The sequence below is a fragment of the Fulvivirga imtechensis AK7 genome (assembly GCF_000331535.1).
Taxonomy (GTDB): Bacteria; Bacteroidota; Bacteroidia; order Cytophagales; family Cyclobacteriaceae; genus Fulvivirga; species Fulvivirga imtechensis.
In genome coordinates this window covers 59,024-82,207 of the sequence record NZ_AMZN01000027.1, presented here as the reverse complement: position 1 = coordinate 82,207, position 23,184 = coordinate 59,024, and the positions used below count along the sequence as shown (strand labels likewise).

General features: G+C 43.3%; 19 protein-coding genes. 2 read left to right on the top strand and 17 right to left on the bottom strand.

Going from position 1 to position 23,184, the window contains the following annotated elements:
• Window positions 1-69 precede the first annotated feature (69 nt).
• Together C900_RS08435 and pbpC are read right to left on the bottom strand one after the other, a co-directional pair.
• A complete protein-coding gene (locus C900_RS08435) occupies window positions 70-1,299 on the bottom strand; it encodes an OmpA family protein (RefSeq protein WP_009579326.1) in 1,230 nt (409 codons plus the stop codon).
• A gap of 262 nt (window positions 1,300-1,561) precedes the next feature.
• Window positions 1,562-3,922 carry a penicillin-binding protein 1C gene (gene pbpC, locus C900_RS08430; RefSeq protein ID WP_009579324.1) on the bottom strand — a complete coding sequence of 787 codons (2,361 nt, stop codon included), beginning with the start codon at window positions 3,920-3,922 and terminating at the stop codon, window positions 1,562-1,564.
• 180 nt (window positions 3,923-4,102) lie between these two features.
• Here pbpC and C900_RS08425 point away from each other — a divergent pair, with 180 nt between their 5' ends.
• On the top strand, window positions 4,103-5,275 hold the full coding sequence (locus C900_RS08425; RefSeq protein WP_009579323.1) for a M57 family metalloprotease: 1,173 nt from the start codon (window positions 4,103-4,105) through the stop codon (window positions 5,273-5,275).
• A gap of 164 nt (window positions 5,276-5,439) precedes the next feature.
• Here the strand turns inward: C900_RS08425 and ilvA are convergent, their stop codons facing one another.
• The 10 genes from ilvA to C900_RS08375 all read right to left on the bottom strand — a co-directional run bounded on the left by ilvA (window position 5,440) and on the right by C900_RS08375 (window position 17,398).
• Window positions 5,440-6,702 (bottom strand): threonine ammonia-lyase, encoded by a 1,263-nt coding sequence (ilvA, locus tag C900_RS08420; protein ID WP_009579322.1) that lies wholly within the window; start codon window positions 6,700-6,702, stop codon window positions 5,440-5,442.
• Window positions 6,703-6,914: 212 nt separating this feature from the next.
• Window positions 6,915-7,961, bottom strand: coding sequence for a ketol-acid reductoisomerase (gene ilvC / locus C900_RS08415; RefSeq protein ID WP_009579321.1), 1,047 nt, complete (start codon window positions 7,959-7,961; stop codon window positions 6,915-6,917).
• Window positions 7,962-7,987: 26 nt separating this feature from the next.
• Window positions 7,988-8,527 (bottom strand): acetolactate synthase small subunit, encoded by a 540-nt coding sequence (gene ilvN / locus C900_RS08410; protein ID WP_009579320.1) that lies wholly within the window; start codon window positions 8,525-8,527, stop codon window positions 7,988-7,990.
• A 2-nt stretch (window positions 8,528-8,529) separates the two neighbouring features.
• Window positions 8,530-10,260 carry a biosynthetic-type acetolactate synthase large subunit gene (ilvB, locus tag C900_RS08405; protein WP_157493948.1) on the bottom strand — a complete coding sequence of 577 codons (1,731 nt, stop codon included), beginning with the start codon at window positions 10,258-10,260 and terminating at the stop codon, window positions 8,530-8,532.
• 2 nt (window positions 10,261-10,262) lie between these two features.
• Window positions 10,263-11,942 (bottom strand): dihydroxy-acid dehydratase, encoded by a 1,680-nt coding sequence (gene ilvD, locus C900_RS08400; RefSeq protein WP_009579318.1) that lies wholly within the window; start codon window positions 11,940-11,942, stop codon window positions 10,263-10,265.
• A 3-nt stretch (window positions 11,943-11,945) separates the two neighbouring features.
• The gene (locus tag C900_RS08395) at window positions 11,946-12,857 is read right to left on the bottom strand and encodes a branched-chain amino acid transaminase (RefSeq protein WP_245558409.1); all 912 of its coding nucleotides are present in this window, start codon (window positions 12,855-12,857) and stop codon (window positions 11,946-11,948) included.
• Window positions 12,858-13,080: 223 nt separating this feature from the next.
• Entirely contained in the window at window positions 13,081-14,157 is a 1,077-nt protein-coding gene (gene leuB, locus C900_RS08390) for a 3-isopropylmalate dehydrogenase (protein ID WP_009579316.1), read from the bottom strand.
• Window positions 14,158-14,230: 73 nt separating this feature from the next.
• Window positions 14,231-14,824: a 3-isopropylmalate dehydratase small subunit gene (leuD, locus tag C900_RS08385; RefSeq protein ID WP_009579315.1), complete on the bottom strand. Its 594-nt coding sequence runs from the start codon at window positions 14,822-14,824 to the stop codon at window positions 14,231-14,233.
• 2 nt (window positions 14,825-14,826) lie between these two features.
• Window positions 14,827-16,224: a 3-isopropylmalate dehydratase large subunit gene (leuC, locus tag C900_RS08380; protein ID WP_009579314.1), complete on the bottom strand. Its 1,398-nt coding sequence runs from the start codon at window positions 16,222-16,224 to the stop codon at window positions 14,827-14,829.
• 7 nt (window positions 16,225-16,231) lie between these two features.
• Window positions 16,232-17,398: a 2-isopropylmalate synthase gene (locus C900_RS08375; RefSeq protein WP_009579313.1), complete on the bottom strand. Its 1,167-nt coding sequence runs from the start codon at window positions 17,396-17,398 to the stop codon at window positions 16,232-16,234.
• Between the two features lie 172 nt (window positions 17,399-17,570).
• Here C900_RS08375 and C900_RS08370 point away from each other — a divergent pair, with 172 nt between their 5' ends.
• On the top strand, window positions 17,571-19,142 hold the full coding sequence (locus tag C900_RS08370; protein WP_009579312.1) for a hypothetical protein: 1,572 nt from the start codon (window positions 17,571-17,573) through the stop codon (window positions 19,140-19,142).
• Between the two features lie 47 nt (window positions 19,143-19,189).
• Here C900_RS08370 and C900_RS08365 read toward each other — a convergent pair whose 3' ends face one another.
• The 5 genes from C900_RS08365 to C900_RS08345 all read right to left on the bottom strand — a co-directional run bounded on the left by C900_RS08365 (window position 19,190) and on the right by C900_RS08345 (window position 23,166).
• Window positions 19,190-20,641, bottom strand: a complete 1,452-nt coding sequence (locus C900_RS08365; protein ID WP_009579311.1) for a flotillin family protein — start codon at window positions 20,639-20,641, stop codon at window positions 19,190-19,192.
• A gap of 12 nt (window positions 20,642-20,653) precedes the next feature.
• Window positions 20,654-21,235 (bottom strand): hypothetical protein, encoded by a 582-nt coding sequence (locus tag C900_RS08360; RefSeq protein WP_009579310.1) that lies wholly within the window; start codon window positions 21,233-21,235, stop codon window positions 20,654-20,656.
• 81 nt (window positions 21,236-21,316) lie between these two features.
• Window positions 21,317-21,853 carry a hypothetical protein gene (locus C900_RS08355; protein ID WP_009579309.1) on the bottom strand — a complete coding sequence of 179 codons (537 nt, stop codon included), beginning with the start codon at window positions 21,851-21,853 and terminating at the stop codon, window positions 21,317-21,319.
• A complete protein-coding gene (locus C900_RS08350) occupies window positions 21,850-22,716 on the bottom strand; it encodes an alpha/beta fold hydrolase (protein WP_040496159.1) in 867 nt (288 codons plus the stop codon). The genes C900_RS08355 and C900_RS08350 overlap by 4 nt, the downstream gene beginning before the upstream one ends.
• Before the next feature lie 21 nt (window positions 22,717-22,737).
• Window positions 22,738-23,166, bottom strand: coding sequence for an acyl-CoA thioesterase (locus tag C900_RS08345; protein ID WP_009579306.1), 429 nt, complete (start codon window positions 23,164-23,166; stop codon window positions 22,738-22,740).
• Between the last annotated feature and the right edge of the window lie 18 nt (window positions 23,167-23,184).

Sequence of the window (23,184 nt, the reverse complement as noted above, 5' to 3'; positions counted from 1 at the left end):
CCCTTGAAAAAGCAACTATTTGAGAACAGGCTCAATCAAAATAAAAAACAAGTGCAAAGCCTATTAAAATCAATCCTCCACTATTTCTATTTCAACACGTACATTTTTGTGTGCCTGAGGGTCATGCTTGTCATAAAGCATTTTTTTACCACCCCAGCCCTTGATTTCCATCCGTTCTTCTTTTATACCCTGCTCTATGAGCCAATGCTGAATGGTATACGACCTCTGCAGAGATAGTTTCTTTGCACTTCCTGTACTTTCGTGATGTGCTGCATCAAGGCTAAAGAAGTTTTTATCCTCTTTATTCAGATAAATTATCTTGCCGTGTGAGTTACCATTGGTGTGGCCATGAATTCTTACTTTCAGCCTTTCATTTTCACGAAGCATATCCAGTAGACTATTCAGTTCATATATAGATTCCGGCTTCATGATGGCAGCATCAATAAAAAAGTATACGTTATACATTACCAGAACATCACCTTTCTTAAACCGCTGCAATTCAAAATTTACAATAATTGAATCACCGATCATATCCACGAAAGCTTTAGTAGTATCAGTCACCGGGTCATCCAGATCAATAACATGCTGTACTTCCCTGAATCCAAAGATATCCGTTGACAACTTTACTCGGCCAGTACCGTTTTTAGGATCACGAAGCTTTACCAGCTCATGAGATTTTTCAGAAGAAAGCTCCTTAGCTCTCTCAGGATCTATTACTTTAATTCTTCCCTTTACCTCTTTATAATTCTTAACATTTATAGTGTTAAAGTATAAGTAATGAAATCCCTCCTCTTTTTCCAGGTTTGCCGGTGCGGCATCAACTGAATCACTTGGCGCTGGTTCATTTACCTCACTAACAGTTTCTTCAACCACCACGTCATCAGTTATGTCTTCTTCAACCTTTTCAATTACTTCAGTAGCTACCACTTCAGGCGACTTCCCCGCTTCGCCCAACACCCCTGTATAAACCCATGCGTCCCTAAATTCACTGATTGAGCGAATCTTATGCACTTCCCGAATGGCATTATGTACATCATCAGATTCAAAAATGTAAACGTAATAAAGATTCCGGTTGGGGTTTATCGCATAACTGGCATTAAGAGCTTTCGATCGGGCATAAGCCGTGAATCGGATAGCATTATTATGATAGGCGAATGCTCCTATTACTACATAGCTTGCTTCTTTGGACTCCGGCTCTGTATTTGACCCTATTGCAAAAGCTGCATAAAGGGGAGCTGCTACTATAAATGCAACAAGAGGCACGAACCTTAACCTCTTAATTAAAAAATGGCTTAACATGTCCTAAGTTTAAAAAATTTCAACTACTAAATATAATAAAATTTAAATAATATAACCAGCTCATTATTTTTTTATACAAATAAGCTTTTACACCCGGATTAAATGCTACATAGTTGTTTGTAAGAAAAACCCTAAGTGGTCGTGCAATTGTCGGGAGGAGCATTTTTTGGGACGAGCGTAACGCAGACATTGGTGTTTCCAGAGACATCACATTGGAATTTTCTCACTGAAATTGTTTCAGTAATAGATCATTAAAAACAACTCATCTTTCAGAAATAACTTCAAATGGCTGAGTCACTGATTGCCCCTCCTCATCAACAAGTGTAAGTCTGTACTTACCGGCTCCTGGATTAATCATCATCTGATGAATACGACTTGTACTGCCAATAAACTCATCATTTAAATGCCAGAACACTGTTTTTTCGGCATGGCGGTGTGCCACCTCAAACACTGCACTACCGGCAGTGCCATCCAATTCCTTCGGAATAAATATTACAGAATGGGGTTTAGGGTAGATCAATTCCATCGCAGCGACAGTTTCATTGCTACTTCCACAGTCGCCACGAAATGGTGGCACCTTTTTATAGGATGGATTTTTCGATCTGTAGTAGTATTCCTGTACAGGAGGCAGAAGAAACCAGGCTTTGTGAGACATCTTAGCAACAGGCTGACAATCAGAATTAACTCTCAAGCCGGTCTGATCAAGGTGTATTAATTGATGAAATGGACATTGTTGCGTTCGTGATCCGGATTTTACAATATTTAGTGTATCAATGATATCGCAAATTTCAGATGCCTTATAACCACTAGCACGACATATGGGTATTTTCATCATTTCATCCATAGGTGCGCCAAACCACTTAGATTGGGGGAAAAGGTCAAATATGTCAAACATAATCGGTGCCGCTGCATCAATACCCGTTAGTCCAGGTCGGCCCTCTCCATCAGCATTTCCAACCCACACCCCTACCACGTATTTTGATGTAACACCTACTGCCCATGCGTCACGGTACCCAAAGCTCGTTCCGGTTTTCCAGGCAATCTTCTGAGAAGAGTCAAACATTTTCCATGACATCTGCTCATTTGGCCTGTACACCTCTAGTAAGGCATTAAGGGTGTGAAAAATAGATGCGGCACTTAACAACCCGGTTTTACTTCTTTCCTGAGTAGACAGATCACCTGTGTAGCTAAGCGGGCGGAAGTTGCTATCGTGATACCTGTAGCTATCAAAATGCTGGTTATAATGGTTTAAAGTTCTGGCCATACCTGCATACATACCTGCAATATCCCATAAACTTCCCTCTGCGCCTCCTAGTATCAGAGCCAATCCATAATGATCCGCCGAATGTTGAAGTGTGGCCATACCCAACTCTTGCAACAGCCTATGAAACTTTTCATAGCGATATTCCCTAAGCATTTGAACAGCCGGAACATTAAGGGACCGAGCCAGTGCACGATCAGCATGTACGGCGCCATCATACGATTTAGAAAAATTCCTTGGTGCGAAGCCGTTGATAAATACCGGCACATCAGCAATCAGCATTGAAGGCAACAACTGTCCTTCATCCAACATAGCTGCGTACAAAAAAGGCTTTAAAATACTTCCCGTGCTTCTGGCTGCCGTAATTATATCGACCTGACTGTTATGATCATATCCTGCTTCCTGTACATTTCCTACATAGGCCAGAACCTGCCCCGAATTGACATCTGCCACGATAGCAGCAGCATTATGTACTTCGTTGGCTTTTAAAAAACGATGGTGGCTCGCCAATATGGTGTTCACCTTTTGTTGCAACCCTGCGTCTATCGTTGTTTGCACTCTCTGCTGTTTCTTTCCGTCATTGACAACTCTGGTCAGTAAATGCGAAGCTAACTGTGGAAGTGGTACCGGTTCGTCAGGAATAGATTCCGACTGTGCCAATTGGTTAGTAAGCGAGTCTATGATACCTACAGCCTGCAATTTGTTCAGCAAGCGGTTTCTTTTCGCCTCTAATTCGCCACGGTTTCTTCCCGGGTGTATGAGTGCGGGGCTGTTAGGCAGCACGGCAAGCAATGCGGCTTCTCCCCATGACAAGTCATACGGTTCCCGGTTGAAATATCGCCAGGTGGCTGCATTTAGCCCCACTACATTACCTCCAAATGGTGCATGAGAGGCATACATAGCCAATATGTCTTCCTTAGAATAAGCGAGTTCTACACGGGTAGCCAACACCAATTCCACCAGCTTTTGCCACAGCGTACGTGGCTTATCCTTTCTGCTCAGCCTGACCAACTGCATGGTGATGGTGCTACCTCCACTTACTACTTTCCCTGCCTGAAGATTTTGCCAGGCTGCCCTGGCTAGAGAAAAGGGATTAACTCCGGGGTGATAGTGAAAATTTTCATCCTCAAAATAAAGGAGCGCTTTCTCAAATTTTTCCGGCACGGCATCCATTTCAGGAAAACGCCATTGACCATCACTGGCAATAGTAGCGGCTAAAAGGCGGCCATCCTTCGCTTCTATCACCGTTGAGTATGGATCTTGAAACAATGGTTGAGTTAATAAGAAATAGTACATCACCAGCACAACAATGCCAATGGAGACACTTAAGTAAAGCTTATATTTTTTCAGGTGTTGCTGCACAATATGCAAAATAGAGAAATTAACTGCTGTATAAAAATAAAAAGTAACGTGCAGTGCACTACTGCACGTGTACCAACAAACCATTAAAGAAAAAAATGACCAGTTTCGGGGATTCTTTTAACGTCCACCTTTACGTAACTTCTCGGTGAAATTAATTTCTAACCCAAAAAACCAGCTATTATGAAAATGATCAAAATCCTATTACTGGGAGCATTTACCCTCCTGCATGTTTTTATGATCTCCTGTACAGAAGACCATAGCATAGAGCCCCAGGAAGATCGACTTGAAATTACTGATGCACTTAAGTCTCAGTTTTATAAACTCGGATTTGACGCAAGTGATATTCGATCCGAAAAAGTAATTAACCCCATCACTCAAGATTTGGAGCATTTCTACATTTTGGAAAATGATATCATGATATCCCCCAAAGAATTTAAAGCTATGCTTGCTGATCTGGGTGATGGACCAACCACAGAACAATATCATACATGGAATCTGGTTAATGCACCGAGAACAATTAAGGTACTAGGATATTATGGTAGTGGCAGCAACAGTACCTATCTCGATAATACCATGCGAACCGCTTTAGAAATGGCAGTGCAAAGCTACAATAACTTAAATTTGAATCTAACCTTCACCTTGGCTTTTGGCACAAATACATCCAATTATGATATTGTAGTATACCGATCATCGGGTGCTGGAGGAGGTATGGCTGGTTTTCCTTCAGGAGGAAATCCATATCATACTGTATACATACAGTCTGGTACAAGCAACTATGGAACAGTTGTAACCAGACACGTACTTATCCATGAGATTGGTCACTGTATTGGACTTCGGCATACTGATTATTTCAACAGGTCGCTTTCCTGCGGTTCAGGGGGCAATGAAGGAGATGCCGGTTATGGCGCAGTTCATATTCCTGGCACTCCCTCCAATACCAACATAGATATGAGCTCAGTGATGCTGTCATGTTTTAACTCGTATGTGAGCGGACAGTTTAGCAACTATGATGTGACTGCATTAAAATATTTATATTCAGATCAGACTCCTCCTCCCAATGCCACTTTAAGTGTATCTCCTACTTCAGTCAATTTTTCCAATTTATCAGGCAGCAAAACCATCACAGTTAGTTCCAACACTTCATGGACGGTCACTGATGACAGTTTCTGGATATCGGTATCACCTGCAAGTGGAACGAATAATGGATCATTCACAATAAATGTAGGGCAAAATTATCAGCTCTGTGAGCCCAGATTCGGTACTGTTACCATTAGTGGTGCGGGTGCAGAAAGCAAAACAATTTCAGTACTTCAGTGGGGACGATCACCCCAGCCAGGAGAAATATGCCCTTAACAATAGAGCAAAACGTTTCCTCAACTGGAACTAACAAATTAGTAAATCCGCCTTTTCATAATATGGGCGGATTTATTAATTTTATTTTGTTCCATTTATCTTTCATCAAATCAGTTAATTAAAAAATATTTACAAGCCAAATATACAGACAGCAACAAGTTCGATCAAATCAAATAATGAAAAAGCTGAGGCTGATCATTGACGTACTCAAACTTGAACCTTTTGGTGGCCATACGATCCATCAGAGGTTGAAGATCATCTCTGTTTTGGAGCTCTATGCCAATAAGCGCTGGGCCTTGCTCCCTACTGTTCTTCTTTGAATATTCGAAATGGGTAATATCATGATCAGGTCCCAATACGTCTATCAGAAACTCGCGTAAAGCTCCGGCTCGTTGCGGAAAATTGACAATGAAATAGTGCTTAAGCCCTTCGTACAAAAGGGACCTCTCCTTTATTTCCATGGTACGGGTAATATCGTTGTTACTACCACTGACAACGCATACTACATTCTTCCCTTTTATATCGGTTCGTAACGATTGCAAAGCCGTAATTGCTAATGCCCCCGCTGGCTCTACAACTATCGCCTGCTCATTATAAAGACGCAAAATTTCCCCACATACCTGCCCTTCGGATACCGTAATTACTTCATCCAAGAGCTCGTTACATATTTCAAAAGTAATGTCTCCAACTCTTCTCACAGCCGCACCATCAACGAACTTATCGATATTATCTAAGGTGACCACCTCTCCTTTTTCTATGGAAACTTTCATAGCCGGGGCACCGGCCGGTTCTACACCAATGATTTTTGTTGAAGGAGAGAGTACTTTGAAATAACTGGCCAATCCCGCAGCAAGTCCTCCCCCACCAATGGGTAGTATCAGATAATCAATAGACTCATGGCTATCTTCAATGATCTCTTTGCCTACAGTGGCTTGTCCTTCAATTATTTTTTCATCGTCAAAAGGAGGAATAAAAGCCACGTCTCCTTCTTCACAGAATTTCAGGGCTTCATGAAAGGCATCATCGAAGGTATCCCCTGTTAGTACAACCTTCACGTACTCCTTTCCAAACATCTTCACCTGGTTCACCTTCTGACTTGGAGTTGGCGAAGGCATGAAGATGGTACCTTTTATTTTCTTTTTACTACAAGCTAATGCCACACCCTGGGCGTGATTCCCAGCGCTGGCACAGGCTACACCATTCTTCAGTTGCTCTTCAGAAAGGCTTTGGATCTTGTTATATGCCCCACGGATCTTGTAGGACCTCACCACCTGCAAATCCTCCCTTTTCAACAAAATATTGGCACCATATCGCTCTGAAAGGTGAGGGTTAGGCATCAGCGGAGTCCTGATGGCAATACCTTTCAGGTTCTCCGCTGCAGCCAATATGTTATCTATTGTAATTCTACCTGTAGTTGTCTGAGGCATAATTTTATTTATTTAAGTAAACGCAATGCATCAAGGACTGCTGAAAGCATTTACAGCAAGTCCTGAAAGGTCAAAAACGCCCTTTACTGGCATTCTGAAGGCACGAAGAATCTCACTAAGAAAACCAGACCGCACGCATGGCCTTAGAAAGATCCTTCCTCCGTCAGGATGACAGGCTTTGTCGAGATTATTTATTGGAATTCACGTTATGTTTAAGCTCTCTCCGGTCTAAGTTTTCTTACTTCTGCTCCGGCTCTCCATATTTCTGATTCCCGTAGTTCTTTCAACTCTTGCTCAAGACGCTCGCGATAGTCAGATTTACTGTTGCTGTCGATAGACTTTTGAGCTTCGTTGCCTTGGGCTACCTCTTTGTACAATTCCTCAAAAACCGGTTTGGAAGCATCTCTGAACTTCTTCCACCAATCTAAAGCGCCTCTTTGGGCTGTGGTAGAGCAGTTGGCATACATCCAGTCCATTCCGTTTTCAGCAACCAAAGGCATCAGTGATTGTGTCAGCTCCTCCACTGTTTCGTTGAAAGCTTCAGAGGGTGTATGTCCGTTAGCACGCAACACTTCGTATTGAGCAGCAAAAATGCCTTGTATCGCTCCCATCAACGAGCCTCTTTCACCCGTAAGATCGCTATATACTTCTCTTTTGAAGGTAGTTTCGAACAGGTAGCCTGATCCTACACCTATTCCCAGAGCAACAACGCGCTCTTTGGCTCTTCCTGTAGCATCCTGGAAAATTGCATAGCTTGAGTTTAAACCCCTACCTTCAAGAAACATCCTTCTCAAAGAAGTTCCTGATCCTTTAGGTGCAATAAGTATCACATCGATGTCAGCGGGAGGAACTATGCCTGTGCGCTCTTTATACGTGATCCCAAATCCATGAGAAAAATACAATGCCTTGCCTGCTGTTAAATAAGGCTTAATGGTTGGCCAAAGTGTGATCTGTCCGGCATCAGATAGCAAGTACTGGATAATAGTACCTCTTTCACAAGCCTCCTCGATCTCAAAAAGTGTCTCACCGGGCACCCAGCCATCAGCGACAGCTTTGTCCCATGTTTTTGAATTTTTCCTTTGCCCAACAATTACATTAAACCCATTGTCTTTCAGGTTCAATGCCTGCCCCGGACCCTGTACACCATAACCGATAACGGCAATAGTCTCATCTTTCAGCACCTCTCGTGCTTTTTCAAGGGGAAACTCACTTCTTGTCACCACTTCTTCGGTAACTCCACCGAAATTAATTTTAGCCATAGCTTAATAAAATTTATAGTTAATAGTTAAGTCAATTGTAATTGATCTTCCTCCATTTCCTTCAGGTAGGAGGAAAGCCTCTTCATGGGTTTTGTCACGGCCACACGCCCTGATCTGGCAAACTCCAGCACCCCAAAAGGTTGTAGCTGGCGGAGCAACTCCTGTGTTTCTTCCTTGTGGCCCGTTTTCTCGATCACCACAAATTCTGCTTCCACAGTGAGCATACGTGCATGATGCTCACGGATCAGCCTTTCGAAATTGCGGCCTTCTTTCAACCCGGCGGTGGAAACCTTGTACAAGGCTATTTCCTGGAATACCGTTTCTTCATTGGTATAATAGAACGCCTTCAATACATCTACCAACTTCTCGATTTGCTTCACCAGCTTCTTTACCTTCTCCTCTTCCGATTTAACCACAAATGTGTAGCGATGTACGCCTTTCACTTCGGATTCAGAGACGGTCAGGCTTTCTATATTAATGTGCCTGCGAGTGAATATGATGGTTATGCGATTAAGCAGGCCGATGAAATTTTCGGTAAATATGCTTATGGTATATTTTCGTATCATTTTTATTCTAATCTTATGTCTGAAACAGATGCTCCGCTGGGAACCATAGGAAATACATTGTCCTCTTTTTCTACTACTACTTCGAGAAGGAAAGGTCCATCAGAACTCAAAAGGGCTTCAACTCCTTTATCCAGATCCTCTCGCAGGGTCACCTTCGTAGCAGGAATGCCGTAGGCCTCGGATATCTTGATGAAATCCGGGTTGGTCATCTCTGTGAAAGAATATCTCTTCTCAAAGAATAACTGTTGCCACTGGCGTACCATGCCCAGAAAATTATTATTCAGGATGATGATCTTCACAGCCGCCTGCGTTTGAAAAATGGTGGCCAGCTCCTGAAGGGTCATCTGAAAACCTCCATCGCCAATAACAGCTACTACCTCGCGATCGGGACTCCCCAGCTTGGCGCCCAGAGCAGCCGGCAGGGCAAAACCCATAGTACCCAGCCCCCCTGAGGTAACATTGCTCCTCGATTTTTTAAACTGGAAATAGCGAGATGCTACCATCTGATGCTGTCCCACATCAGTAACGAGTATCCCATCGCCATTAAGATGATCAGAAACGCGCCTGATCACTTCGCCCATGGTTAATCCCTCTTTTTGAGGAAACAAGTCCTGGGTAATGACCTTTTCCACTTCTATAGCCCTTTTCTCATGAAACTCATTAACCCACGCACTATGGTCATTTGGATGAACCATCTCTACAAGGGCTTGCAGCGCTTCTTTAGCATCCGCCACCACGGGTACATCTGCCTTTATGTTCTTGTCTATTTCAGCAGGGTCAATCTCAATATGGATTACTTTCGCCTGCTTCGCATATTTACTGACATCGCCAGTCACGCGATCATCAAAGCGCATCCCAACTGCAATAAGTATATCGCACTCATTGGTTTTTACATTCGGTGCATAATTGCCATGCATCCCCAGCATACCCATTCCCAATTCATGATCGGTGGGTACGGCAGATAGCCCCATCAGCGTCCAGGCGAAAGGTATGCCTGCTTTTTCTACTAATTGCAGCAATTCTCTTTCCGCCTGAGAGATGATCACACCCTGCCCCACCAGGAGGAATGGTTTCTTAGCATTATTGATCAGTTCAGCAGCTCTTTGCACCTGCTCAAGGTCTAATTTCACCTTGGGAACATAACTTCTTACCAACTGACACGGTTCGTAGTGAAATGCCAGCTTTCCAAACTGTGCATCCTTGGTAATGTCTATCAACACTGGTCCGGGCCGGCCTGACCTGGCAATAAAAAATGCTTTGGCGATAGCAGCAGGAATGTCCTCTGCTTTAGTTACCTGACAGTTCCATTTCGTTACGGGCATAGAGACACCCACAACATCGGTTTCCTGAAAAGCATCAGTGCCCAACAAATGCGATGCCACCTGTCCTGTGATACATACCAATGGATTGGAATCGATCATGGCGTCTGCCAGTCCAGTAATCAGATTTGTAGCTCCAGGCCCGGATGTAGCGAAGCACACTCCTACCTTTCCACTTACCCGGGCGTAGCCCTGAGCAGCATGTATTCCTCCCTGCTCATGTCGCACCAAAACATGGTTAAGAAAATGCTGATAGTCGTACAAGGCATCATAAACAGGCATGATAGCACCTCCGGGATAACCAAAGACTGTATCCACGCCTTCTGCCAGAAGTGATTGGATGACGGCTTCTGCGCCTGTCATCATTTGTGCTTGTTCTAATTCAAGTCCAACTGGTTTTGTTAGCGTTTGCATAGTTATAGATCGGTTATGCATCCCTGAGATGCGGATGAAACATTTTTTGCGTATTTGTAAAGCACTCCACTCGTCTTTTTCAGTGCTGGAGCTGTCCATTTCTTTCTTCTTTCTTCCAGTTCAGCGTCATCTACCAACACCTCAATTGTGTCTTTAGATGCGTCAATTCTGATGATATCTCCATTTCGAACCAGAGCCAGTGGTCCTCCTTCCTGTGCTTCCGGTGTCACGTGGCCTACAACAAAGCCGTGGGTACCTCCGGAAAAACGACCATCGGTGATCAGCGCTACACTTTTGCCAAGCCCTGCTCCCATAATAGCGGCCGTAGGCTTCAGCATTTCCGGCATACCAGGTCCACCTTTGGGGCCTTCATAGCGGATAACGATAACCTCGCCTTCTTTCACTTGTCCATTTGAAAGTCCATCATTGGCCTCAAATTCTCCTTCAAAGACTCTTGCCGGGCCTTCAAAAAATTCACCCTCCTTGCCAGTGATCTTAGCCACAGCGCCCTCAGGAGCCAGATTGCCTTTAAGTATCCTGATATGTCCCGAAGGTTTTATGGGTTCGTTTATACCATGGATGATCTTTGGTTCGTCCTTCAGACTCTCAACATTTTTAAGATTTTCTTTTATGGTCTTACCCGTCACCGTCATACAGTCACCATCAAGAAGCCCTTCCTCGAGCATCATTTTCATTACCGCGGGGATACCTCCTACTTTGTGTAGGTCTTCCATCAGGTATTTACCACTGGGCTTCAGGTCTGCCAGGTAGGGTGTATTGGCCGCCACCTTTTGAAAGTCCGTAAGCTCTAATGGCACTTCAAATGCATTGGCAATAGCCAGCAGGTGTAATACAGCATTTGTAGACCCGCCAAGTACAGTGATTAGCGCAATAGCGTTTTCAAACGATCTTTTCGTGACAATATCTCTGGGTTTGATATCCTTATAAATCAATTTTTTAATGGCCTCTCCCGCTCTCACGCACTCATCTTCCTTATCAGGACTTTGTGCGGGGCTCGATGAACTGTATGGTAAACTCAACCCCATGGCTTCTATGGCCGATGCCATGGTATTGGCAGTGTACATGCCACCGCAAGCTCCCGGCCCGGGGCAGGCATTTGACACCACCCCCTGAAAATCTTCGTGGGTGATGGTTCCAGCTATTTTCTTACCCAACGCTTCGAAGGCTGATACCACATCTAATCGCTCTTCGCGATAACAGCCTGGCGCTATGGTACCACCATAGATCAAAATGGCCGGACGGTTAAGACGACCCATGGCGATCATAGCGCCTGGCATATTTTTATCACAGCCAACCACGGCCACAAGGCCATCATAGGATTGTGCATTTACAACTGTTTCAACGGAATCAGCAATAATATCCCGGGAAGGAAGGCTGTATCGCATTCCCGGAGTACCCATGGATATACCATCACTAACGCCTATTGTATTGAATATCAGCCCTACCAGCTCATTGCTGATCGTACCTTTCTTCACTAACCTGGCCAGGTCGTTGAGGTGCATATTACATGGATTACCTTCAAAACCTGTACTAACAATGCCAACCTGCGGCTTCTTGAGATCTTCATCGGTAAGGCCTATGGCATGTAACATTGCCTGCGCTGCCGGCTGTGTAGGATCTTGTGTTACTTGTTGGCTATATTTATTTAATACCTTTTGCATTTTTTAAACTATTGTCAACCCTTGATATTCACTGAATTTTACTTTCTGACGGTACATCATGTACAGGTTATACCCTGCTGAATCTTCCCATGTACCAGTAAATTTTACTCCGTTAAGGGAGGCTATAGGCGCTACCTCAACAGCCGTTCCGGTGAAAAAGGCATTGTCAGCCTCATACACTTCATCAACGGTGATATGTTTTTCCACAACTCTTATATCCAGGTCACGCGCCAGCTCCATGATGGTGGCACGGGTGATACCTGGCAGAATGTTACCCGCAGGTGGCGTGTACAGGATCCCATTTTTCTCAAAGAAAAAATTAGCGCCCGCACCTTCGGCAACATGCCCGTGCATATCCAACAGCAAGCCTTCGTCATACCCAAGACGCTTAGCTTCTGTAGTTGCCAACACTGAATTTGTATAATGACCCACAACTTTTGCCTCGACATGGCATGATTTGGGATTTGGCCTTTGATATGAAGACACCATGACATTCAAAGGCTTGTAACCCAAATATTTGGCCCATTCCCAGGCCGCTATGAACACGTGGACCTCATCGGAAGGAGTTAACCCCATGTAGGGCCCGGAATAAACAAGAGGACGGATGTACGCATCCCGAAGATTATTTTTATCTAAAAGCTGATAGGTGATCGCTACGAGCTCTTCTGTAGTGTAAGGCACTTTCAGGTGCATCTTATCTGCGGAATATAAAAGCCTGTCATAATGCTCTCTGGCTTTAAAAATATTGCATCCATTTTCATTTTTATAAGATCTGATACCTTCGAATACTCCCGTGCCATAGTGCAGGGTCTGGTCATACAAACTTGCTTTTGCATCCGCGGCTTTTAACCATTTGCCGTCCTGGAAAACTGTTGTGTCTTTGGTGTAATACATAGCTTTAAAAGTTGTGTTCATTAAAAATTGGGTATAAAAAAAGCGCCATCCCTGGGGGATGGCGCTCAATAATTTTCTATTATTTAGTAAAATCACCAATCCCCTTTCGCGGCCATAATAATGACGCTAACAATGACTAGGGATATGATAATTTGGTTCTTCATTTTTCTTCCGTGAAATAAAGCTAATCAAATACTTTTTAAAATCGCAACGGCTTTCATATTTTTTTTTCATAACATCACTATCATGCAACTGCCAATTGATTAATAAAACCCACTACTTTATCTCCAACTTCTTCAGTACTTAAAGCCGTCTTTTTGTTGATATCTTCTGTAACAAAGCCTTCGTCCATGGCTTGTAATACAGCTTCTTTTATGGTATTCGCTTCTTCTATCAGTTTAAATGAATATTCAAGAAGCATAGCTGCCGACAAAATAGCTCCAAAAGGATTGGCTATATTCTTCCCCGCTGCTTGTGGATAAGAACCGTGAATAGGCTCGAATAAACTCTGCTGCGTACCTATCGATGCAGAGGGAAGCATACCTAAGGACCCTGCAATAACAGACGCCTCATCGGTAATGATGTCGCCAAACATATTTTCCGTCAGCACCACATCGAAATCACGAGGATTTTGAATGATCTTCATGGCTGCGTTATCCACAAACATAAAATCAAGGGTAATATCAGGATACTCCTGCGCCAGTTCCTGTACTGTCTCTCTCCACAATCTTGAAGTAGCCAATACATTAGCCTTATCTACCAGCGTCACCTTTTTATTTCTATTCCTTGCAGCATCAAATGCCAGCCTGGCAATTCTAATGATCTCATCAGAAGAATAATTGCAGGTATCAAATGCACTTTTACCATCTTCCGACCTGCCTCTGGGCTGGCCAAAATATATTCCGCTTGTCAACTCGCGGAAAACAACGAAATCTGTACCATCGATAATCTCTTCTTTCAACGGTGAAATGGGCAGCAGTGCTTTATAGCTTTTTACCGGCCTTACGTTGGCAAATAAGCCCAACTTCTTCCGCATAGCCAGCAGCCCCTGTTCGGGCCGTACCTTAGCCTTGGGGTCATTATCGTATTTAGGATCGCCAATAGCTCCGAATAATATAGCATCGGACTGCTGACAAATAGCCTCCGTAGCATCAGGAAAAGGATTTCCAGTGGCATCGATCGCTGCAGCGCCTACCAATCCTTCTTCGTACACAAAATTATGTCCGAACCTTCTGGCAATGGCATCCAGCACTTTTACTGCCTGCTTTGTTACTTCAGGCCCTATTCCATCTCCTGGCAATACTGCTATCTTCTTTCTCATAGATATCAAATTGGTAAAACTGATCCCGAAGGTGATTCCAACCTAAACCCGTTTAGAGGCCTTCGGGACCGTCTTACACTTTCATTAAACTAAACTCAAATGCTTCTACCTGCTCAAGCTTGCTAAGCAGGAAATCTATATCGTCATATCCTTTTTGAAGGCAAAGCTTCTTATAAGGGTTGATCTCAAAGTTTTCCGTCAGGTTTGACTCCATCAGTGTCACCTCTTCATTCTCAAGGTCTACTTTGATCTGTGCTTCGTGGTCATCATCCAGGATACTGAATATGTTATTTAAAAATGATTCAGTAACCTGTACAGGTAGCAATCCATTATTTAAGGCATTGTTCTTAAATATGTCAGCAAAAAAACTGGATATCACCACTTTAAATCCAAAATCATGGATAGCCCAGGCAGCATGCTCGCGGCTCGATCCGCAGCCGAAATTTTTTCCCGCCACCAGTATGCTGCCCTTATATTTATCCTGATTCAGGACAAAGTCAGGATCAGGCTTTCCGGTTTCGTCATAGCGCCAATCGCAAAATAATTTATCGCCAAAGCCCTCACGGGTAGTTGCCTTTAGGAACCTGGCCGGAATGATCTGATCCGTATCTATATCCTCATAAGGCAGCGGCACACAAGTAGATATTAATGTGGTAAACTTCTCCATAGTTAGTTGATCATTTCTCTTACGTCAGTGATATAACCATTCAGTGCTGCCGCAGCGGCTGTCAACGGACTGGCCAGCATTGTCCTGGCTCCCGGCCCTTGTCTTCCTTCAAAATTTCTGTTTGAAGTAGACACGCAATACTTTCCTTTGGGCACCCTGTCTTCATTCATACCCAAACATGCCGAGCAGCCTGGTTGACGTAGTTCAAAACCGGCGCTTTCCAATATTTTGTCCAACCCCTCCCGCCGTGCCTGCTGCTCCACCTGCTTGGAACCGGGTATGATCATTGCATGAACATGGTCAGCCTTTCTCTTGCCCTTTACCAGGTCAGCTACCATCCTCAGATCTTCTATCCTGGAATTGGTACAGCTACCGATGAACACATAGTCGATCTTCTTGCCCAGTAGTTGTGTTCCGCCTTTGAGATCCATGTATTCCAATGCTTTTCTCAAAGCAGGGTCTGTATGCCCATTAGAGGTCATCGGGATGTTTTGTGCAATGCCGATCCCCATACCCGGGTTGGTACCGTAGGTGATCATAGGTTCGATATCCTCTGCACTGAAGTGGTATTCCTTATCAAAGGCAGCATCCTCATCGGTTTTTAACTGCTGCCATTCTGCCACTTTTTTATCCCACTCTTCACCCTTTGGAGCAAATTCCCTTCCCCTGAGGTATTCAAAGGTGGTCTCATCGGGTGCGATAAGTCCTCCGCGGGCTCCCATTTCTATACTCATATTACAGATGGTCATACGGGCCTCCATGGAAAGACTTTTAATAGTAGAACCGGTAAATTCCACAAAGTAACCCGTACAACCACCTGTGGTGAGTTGTGAAATAATGTAAAGTATAATGTCTTTGGAAACCACTCCCTTTTTAAGCTCCCCGTTGATGTCAATTTTCAGTCTCTTTGGTTTTTTCTGAAGCACGCATTGTGTGGCAAATACCTGCTCTACTTCACTGGTACCTATTCCGAAAGCGATACTTCCAAAAGCTCCATGTGTTGACGTATGGCTGTCACCACAAACTATGGTCATTCCTGGTTGAGTGATACCTAATTCGGGACCAATAACATGAACAATGCCCTGCCACGGATGCCCAAGCCCGTAGAGCTCAACCCCAAATTCCTTACAGTTGCTGATCAGCGCTTCTACCTGGCGTCTTGAAAGCTCATCTTTGATGGGCAGGTGCTGATTTTCCGTAGGCACATTATGATCCGCTGTAGCCACAGTCTGTGCCGGTCTGAAAACACCTATGCCGCGCTTACGTAGCCCGTCAAACGCCTGTGGACTTGTAACTTCATGAATAAAGTGACGATCTATATAAAGTACCTGTGGTCCATTTTCAACCTCATGTACCACATGCTTATCCCATATTTTATCAAATAAGGTCTTCCCGGCCATCTGTCTTTTAAAAATTAACGTTGGTTATTAAATATTTGCTCACCAGATTTTTAAGCTCCGCATCAGTCACAATAGTAACCCTGTCTGCCACCTGTAAAAATCGCTCGTAGACATGCTCCAGCTCATCTTTACTCAACTGAACTCCCAGCTTTCCGATCCTGAAATTAAGAGCGGCTCTACCACTACGAGCGGTGAGTATGATGGAAGATTCATTCACGCCTACCTCGGCAGGGTCGATGATCTCATAGTTGTCTCTGTTTTTGATAACACCATCCTGGTGAATGCCTGAAGAGTGTGCGAAAGCGTTGCTGCCAACTATAGCCTTATTTGGCTGTACCGGCATTTTCATAGTAGTAGACACCAACTGACTGATCGGGTAAAGTTGTCTGGTGTTGATGCCCGTTTCATAATTCAGCCAGTGGTGTTTTTTCAATATCATGACTACCTCTTCCAGTGAGGTATTTCCGGCTCTTTCACCAATACCGTTAATAGTACACTCTACCTGGCGGGCACCGTTTTTTATCGCTTCAATACTGTTGGCTGTTGAAAGGCCCAGATCGTTGTGACAATGTGTAGAAATAATGGCTTTGTCGATGCCATCCACATGATCAACCAAATATTTGATCTTTTTTCCATATTCTTCGGGCAGGCAGTAACCCGTTGTATCCGGAATATTGACCACTGTAGCTCCCTCTTTAATAACGGCTTCTATTACCTGAGCAAGAAATTCATTGTCCGTTCTTCCGGCATCTTCTGCGTAGAATTCGACATCATCAACGAATTTACGGGCATGCTTTACACATGCTCTGGCTCGTTCGATAATATCTTCCCTGGTAGTTTTTATTTTTGTAAATACATGCTGGTCGGAAGTGCCTATTCCTGTATGTATTCTTGGTCTTTGGGCATATTTCAATGCCTCCGCGGCAACTTCTATATCTTTTTGCACTGCCCTTGAAAGGGCGCAGACTGTGACGTCCTTCACTTCCTTTGAAACAGCCTTAACGGCTTCAAAGTCTCCGGGGCTGGAAATAGGGAAGCCGGCTTCTATGATATCTACCCCGAGGTCTTCGAGGGCTCTGGCTATTATTATCTTTTCTTTCTTTGATAATCCGCAGCCTGGCACCTGTTCTCCATCTCTTAAAGTAGTATCGAAAATTTGAATTCGGTTGGTCATATTTCTCGTATTTCTTGCCCTTTTTTAACGTTTTGTTATATCAAAAGTACTTTGAATAAGAGCCCGAATAAAGACCTAAAAATTGCTTATTTACAATTTCTAAAGTGTACAATTTGGATGAGGAATAGCTAATAACTAACTTGTGGGAAATAATTAATTATCTTTATTTACGATGTCTAAGGAAAAATCAGACGCTTTATTCCAGCTTATAAAGTCACTCAAGAAAAGTGAAAAGCGCTACTTCAGGCTATCTGTAAGTAAGGAGGGCAACGGAGGTAGCACCAAATATCTTCGTCTTTTTGACCTGATTGACGCACAAAAGGAGTTTGATGAAGATAACTTACTCAAGAAGGATCCTAACATCAATCCAAAGCAACTCTCCAACCTGAAGGCTCATCTTTACAAGAAGATCTTACAAAGTGTGCGCCAGTACAGCCAATCGTCCATCCTGGATATAGAGATCAGGGAGATGATCGACCATGCACAGATATTATTCAACAGAAGTCTATACGACCAATGCGCCACTGTATTAAAAAAAGCTAAAAAACAGGCTTCTAAGGTGGACAACCTGGAGCTTCAGCTTGAAATACTGAAGTGGGAAAAGAATGTGCTCACCCAAACGCTGGGGCCCGGCAACCAGGTACGGGTAAACAGAATTATTGCAGAGGTACAGGATACCAACAACCGGATCAATAACATCAATACTTTTACCAATTTATCGGTAAAGTTGAATTCGCTATACTTCAAAATTGGCTTCATCCGTAACCAATCGGACTATGAAAAGATCGTTAACATGTTCAATATCAGTCTTCCTGTTTATGAAGAGGAGGAGCTTTCTCTAAATGAGAAGTTAAATCTGTATAGCCTGTTTGTCAACTACTATTTTTTTATTCAGGACTTTAAGAATGGTTACCGCTTTGCAAAAAAGTGGGTTGCCTTATTTGACAAGCACAAAGAAATACGTGTTTCCAAGGTGGAAATGTACATCAGAGCGATCAACAATCTGATGATAGCTCAATATAAGCTCTACAAATACTACGAATTTGTAGAAACCAGCCGTCAGTTGCGCCAGATCCGGCACTTTCCTAAAAATGTAATGAATGAAAATATTAGGTTGAAATTATTAAAATATACCTATGTGCATGAATTCAACCGTTTCTTTATGTTGGGAGATTTTGCCATTGGCGTTAGACTGCTCAATAAGATCAAACCCAGGATTGAGCAGATCATAGCGCAATTGGATAACCACTCCACACTAATTATGTACTATAAGATGGCTTGTTTGTATTTCGGCAATGGCGATTACCGGGAGGCGATTTACTGGCTCAACCAGATCATCAATTCGGAGGCTGTGGATATCCGGGAAGACATTCACTCTTTTGCACGGATTGTAAACCTCATCAGCCACTATGAATTGGGCAATGTGGATGTTATTGATTACTACATCCGTTCTACTTATAGGTTCCTTTTAAAGAAGGATGACATGTACGATTTCCAACGGCACATCCTCAAGTTCCTCAAAAAGCTAAGCTACCATTTTACTGAAGATCAGCTTATCCCGGAATTCAAAAAGCTGCGAAAGCAATTGTTGCCTTTGCAGAACAACCCTTATGAAAAGCGGGCTTTTATCTATTTCGATATTATTTCATGGTTGGAGTGTAGAATTGAAAAGCGATCGGTGGCTGCGGTGATCAGTGAGAAGGCACAGGTGATTTTGAAAAGACAGAAGGTGGTTTTTGGTTGATGAGTTCAACCCTCCAAGGGTTTAAACACTTGGAGGGTTAAAAAAGGCTACTTACCCTCTTCAGGTGGTGTTTTGGGTTTGCCAGGAGCTTTTTTCTCCTGTTTTTCCTTTACCTCCTCTGCCATCTTTTGTATCTCTCCCGGAGATTTACCTTTTAGGTATTCAGGCAATTCCATTCCGGCCATATTGAACATCTCCTGCAATGGTGGAACGGACTTATACATTCCTGAAATGAAATTGGCAGTTGATGTCTTACCATCCTTTTCACTACCATTTTCCCATACAGTGATCTTGTCGATCTTAATGTTTTTGATTGCCTCTGTCTGCATTCTAACAAGCTCTGGCAGTTTATCGGCAACTAAAAGTAACACGGCATCCTTAGAATTGTTGCCCGCTGCTTTCACTATTTGTTCCAGACCTTGCGCCTGTTTGGTAAGTATCTCAAAAAGACCCTGGGCTTCTGCCTGCTTTTTAAATAGAATAGCATCAGCTTCACCCTTCGCTTTTCTTCTGATCATTTCAGCTTCTGCTTCTGCGGCTATCTCCACTCTCTCCTTATCAATTTGCGCGGGCACTACTATATCCGCTGTTTGCGAAGCTTTATCTCTGGTGGCACGGGCATTTTCAGCTTCCTGTTCTGCAGCATAAGCTTCTTCAAGGGCTTTTGCAGACTGTACTTTTTCTGCTGCTATAGCTATTTTCTGCGCTTCAGCTTCTTTTTCCCTTCGAGCTGCTTCTGATTGTGCTACTTTGATCTTTGCCAGGTTCTCACCTTCCACAGCACTGGCATCCGCATCGGCTACCTTCACCCGTTGCTCCTGTACAGCATTAGCTTCACCGATCATACCATCTCTATTCTTTTCAGCTACACTCTTTCGGGCATCATTTATGGCTTTGGCCGCAGCTTCTTTACCTAATGCCTCGATGTAACCTGACTCATCTTTAATATCAGTTACGTTAACGTTGATGAGTTTCAAACCAATTTTCTTTAGCTCTGCCTCTACGTTTGAAGCCACATTAGCCAGGAATTTATCCCGGTTACTATTGATCTCTTCAATATCCATAGTGGCTACTACAAGCCTCAACTGGCCAAAAATGATGTCTTTGGCAAGATCATGAATATTTTGCTGGCTCAGTCCCAGAAGTCGTTCAGCGGCATTAGTCATTATGCCCTCTTCAGTAGAAATACCCACGGTAAAGCGTGATGGCACATCTACTCGAATATTTTGTCTACTCAGGGCATTGGTCAGATTAACTTCTATAGAAATTGGAGTAAGGTCCAGAAATTCATAATCCTGAATAACAGGCCAGATGAACGCTGCACCCCCATGTATACACTTGGCGGAACGTCCCATTGAGTCGCTACCTTTGCCTACCTTACCGTACACTACCAATATTCTATCGGACGGACAACGTTTGTAGCGCTTGAACAACCCGATGAGGAGCACGAAAACAAAGACGGCAACGGCCGCCAAAATAATAATAAATGATTCACCCATTTGAAATTGAAATTAATTTTTAGAAACTAGTAGTAAATTGCCATTAATGACTTCTTTTACATTGATCACCATACCATTGATCAGGTCCTGGTCATCATCTGTGATGGCATCAAGTTCGCGGAACGAGCCCTGCACCATAATGGATACTTTTCCAATATTACCTCTACTGGCTTTTATAGTTAGATATACCTCTCCAACACCACCTTTGGCATTTTTAATATTCAGTGTACCGCTGCTAGTGAGTTTACTAAAAAAGTAAAACAGTGAAGCCATGATCACCATCATGATCACACCTGCCAGTACCGAAATGCCAATGGTAGCAAAGAGGCTAAGTCCTGCATCCAGGCAGGCGATACCTGTCCATGAAAAAATGGTGAAGAAGGCAACGAAATTCTTGATAGTAAAGAACTGGAATCCGGCACCATCATCAGTTTCAACATCAAAATCGGCTCCTCCATCTGCATCTACATCTCCACCGATAAAGGTCATGATCATCTGCAGGATAAATAAAATCGTAAAGGGGATGGCAAAGCTCCAGTATATCTTTTCAACCAAACTTAGCGCATCCCACCATTCAGGAAAGTTTTCAAACATAGCTCATTAAATCAATCCTGCAATGTATTATTATTTTATGAATTGTTCTAAAAAAATTTATAAAAAATAAAAACCTTATTATTACTCTTTAAACATCGGAAGCGGGTTGCCCGGGTGGCGAATAAAGTTCTTCCATGAAAGTTTGACGAGCTTAAAATGAAAGCTACGATAAGGGAACGCTCTTTTAATTTCCTGCATTACGGTTGCGGGAATACCACAGTTCTTATAACCCAGCGTAACATCCATCAAGTCGGCCTTTCTGAATGCTTCCACCTCTTCTTCAAACACTCCTACATAAGGTGTTCTCTTATGGTGCCAATAGATGATGGTTGATATGGCCCTGAGTTTTTCATAGTCATGCCTCTCGAGGTAATTCAGCATGCAACGTAGCGAGGCGTCAAGGTAATCAAAAGTATTGGCTGACCAGATGCCTAGGTCGTGAAATGCTGCAGCAAATGCCAACTCTTCATGAGTTGCCAACCCCAACTGGCATAAGCTGTAATTGTATACCCTGTATGCATGGTTCCGGTATTTCTCATAATCACAACCAAATTGTGTTTTATAATGACTAAGCACTTCCTCAATAAACCGGTCATTATGAACTATACGGTAGCTCATAACACCGGCTCGAGATGTGGGGTCTTCAGAAATTGCAAACACGTTTTAACAACGATTTCATCTTTTAAAATACGGGTATGACCTAACCCGTTGGTTGTAATAAGTTGTGCCGATGGATAAACATCAATAATAGCCTGTGGGTTTTCCATGTCTACTTCTCTGTCGTCTTCATCATAGATGAGCAACAAGTCGATTTTTCTTAAGTCCTTTGCAATATGAGAGGCCGTATATTCCTCAAATGTTTGCCCATACTTTTTCATGATGTACTCATCGAAGTAGTCTTTGCATCTCCAGGAAGCATTCAGGCGGTGCAGAAACTCACCCACTATTTTATCCGCAATGGTTGGGCTGCTGATCATTATCAGCTTGTTGGTTTCCATGCCTCTGTGGATAGCATGCATCGCCGCCACACCACCCAAAGAGTGACCGATGATCATTTCAAAATGGCCATAATCCTTTTGGAGCATCTCTATAATATTCACAAAATGCATAAGGTGGGATTTCCTTCCTTCTGATCCTCCATGACCTGTGGCATCAAAAGACACCACCTGATAGCCGGCTTCATTAAATATGGGGACAAATTTTCTGAACTGCCCACCCCGACCCATCCAGCCATGCACAAACAAGACTGGTTTGCCTTCTCCCCATTCGTATACCTGAACTTTTTTGTTTTCATACATAATTTGATAGTTTCTGGCCTTTTTTAACATCTCCACTTCTCCATCAGGCATCTTGTACCTTACGGGCGTGAAAAAGACCCGGACGAACCAACGTTTGGCCAGCCATGGCACCACTTTTTCCATTTTTGGAAAGAGCCAACTTACAAATCTTAGTGCCAAAGGGGTTTTAATTTTTCTTTGCATTATTTCCAATATTTTGATTATTTATATTTCGATGGATTCCTTACCCATCAAATTCATTACTCTTGTTACTTCTTCAGGAGGAGCCACTATTTTCCGGGCTTGCAGGTCGAGCCAGGCGCCTCGGTAGTTTAGTTCCGCTGCCAGCGTGCCGTCTTCTTTATATACATTATGCCTGATATGCCACTTCCTGCCATCAGGAGAAAGTTCAACAAGATGGCAATCCATGCTTAGCTTCTCGGTTAGCATTATTTCTCTCAGATAGTTCGTCTGCGTACCAAATATTATTGGCCCAACGCCCAGCTCCTGCAGCCTTCGAAAAGCCAGCCCGTTACGGTCAAAAAACCGGATTCTTGCCTGGTCAGCATAATCCAGATAAACAGTATGCCGTAAATGCATGTTCGGATCAACGTCCGACCATTTTACTTCAAATCGTGTAATAAATTGTTTCATAGTTTAGTGAGACCGATC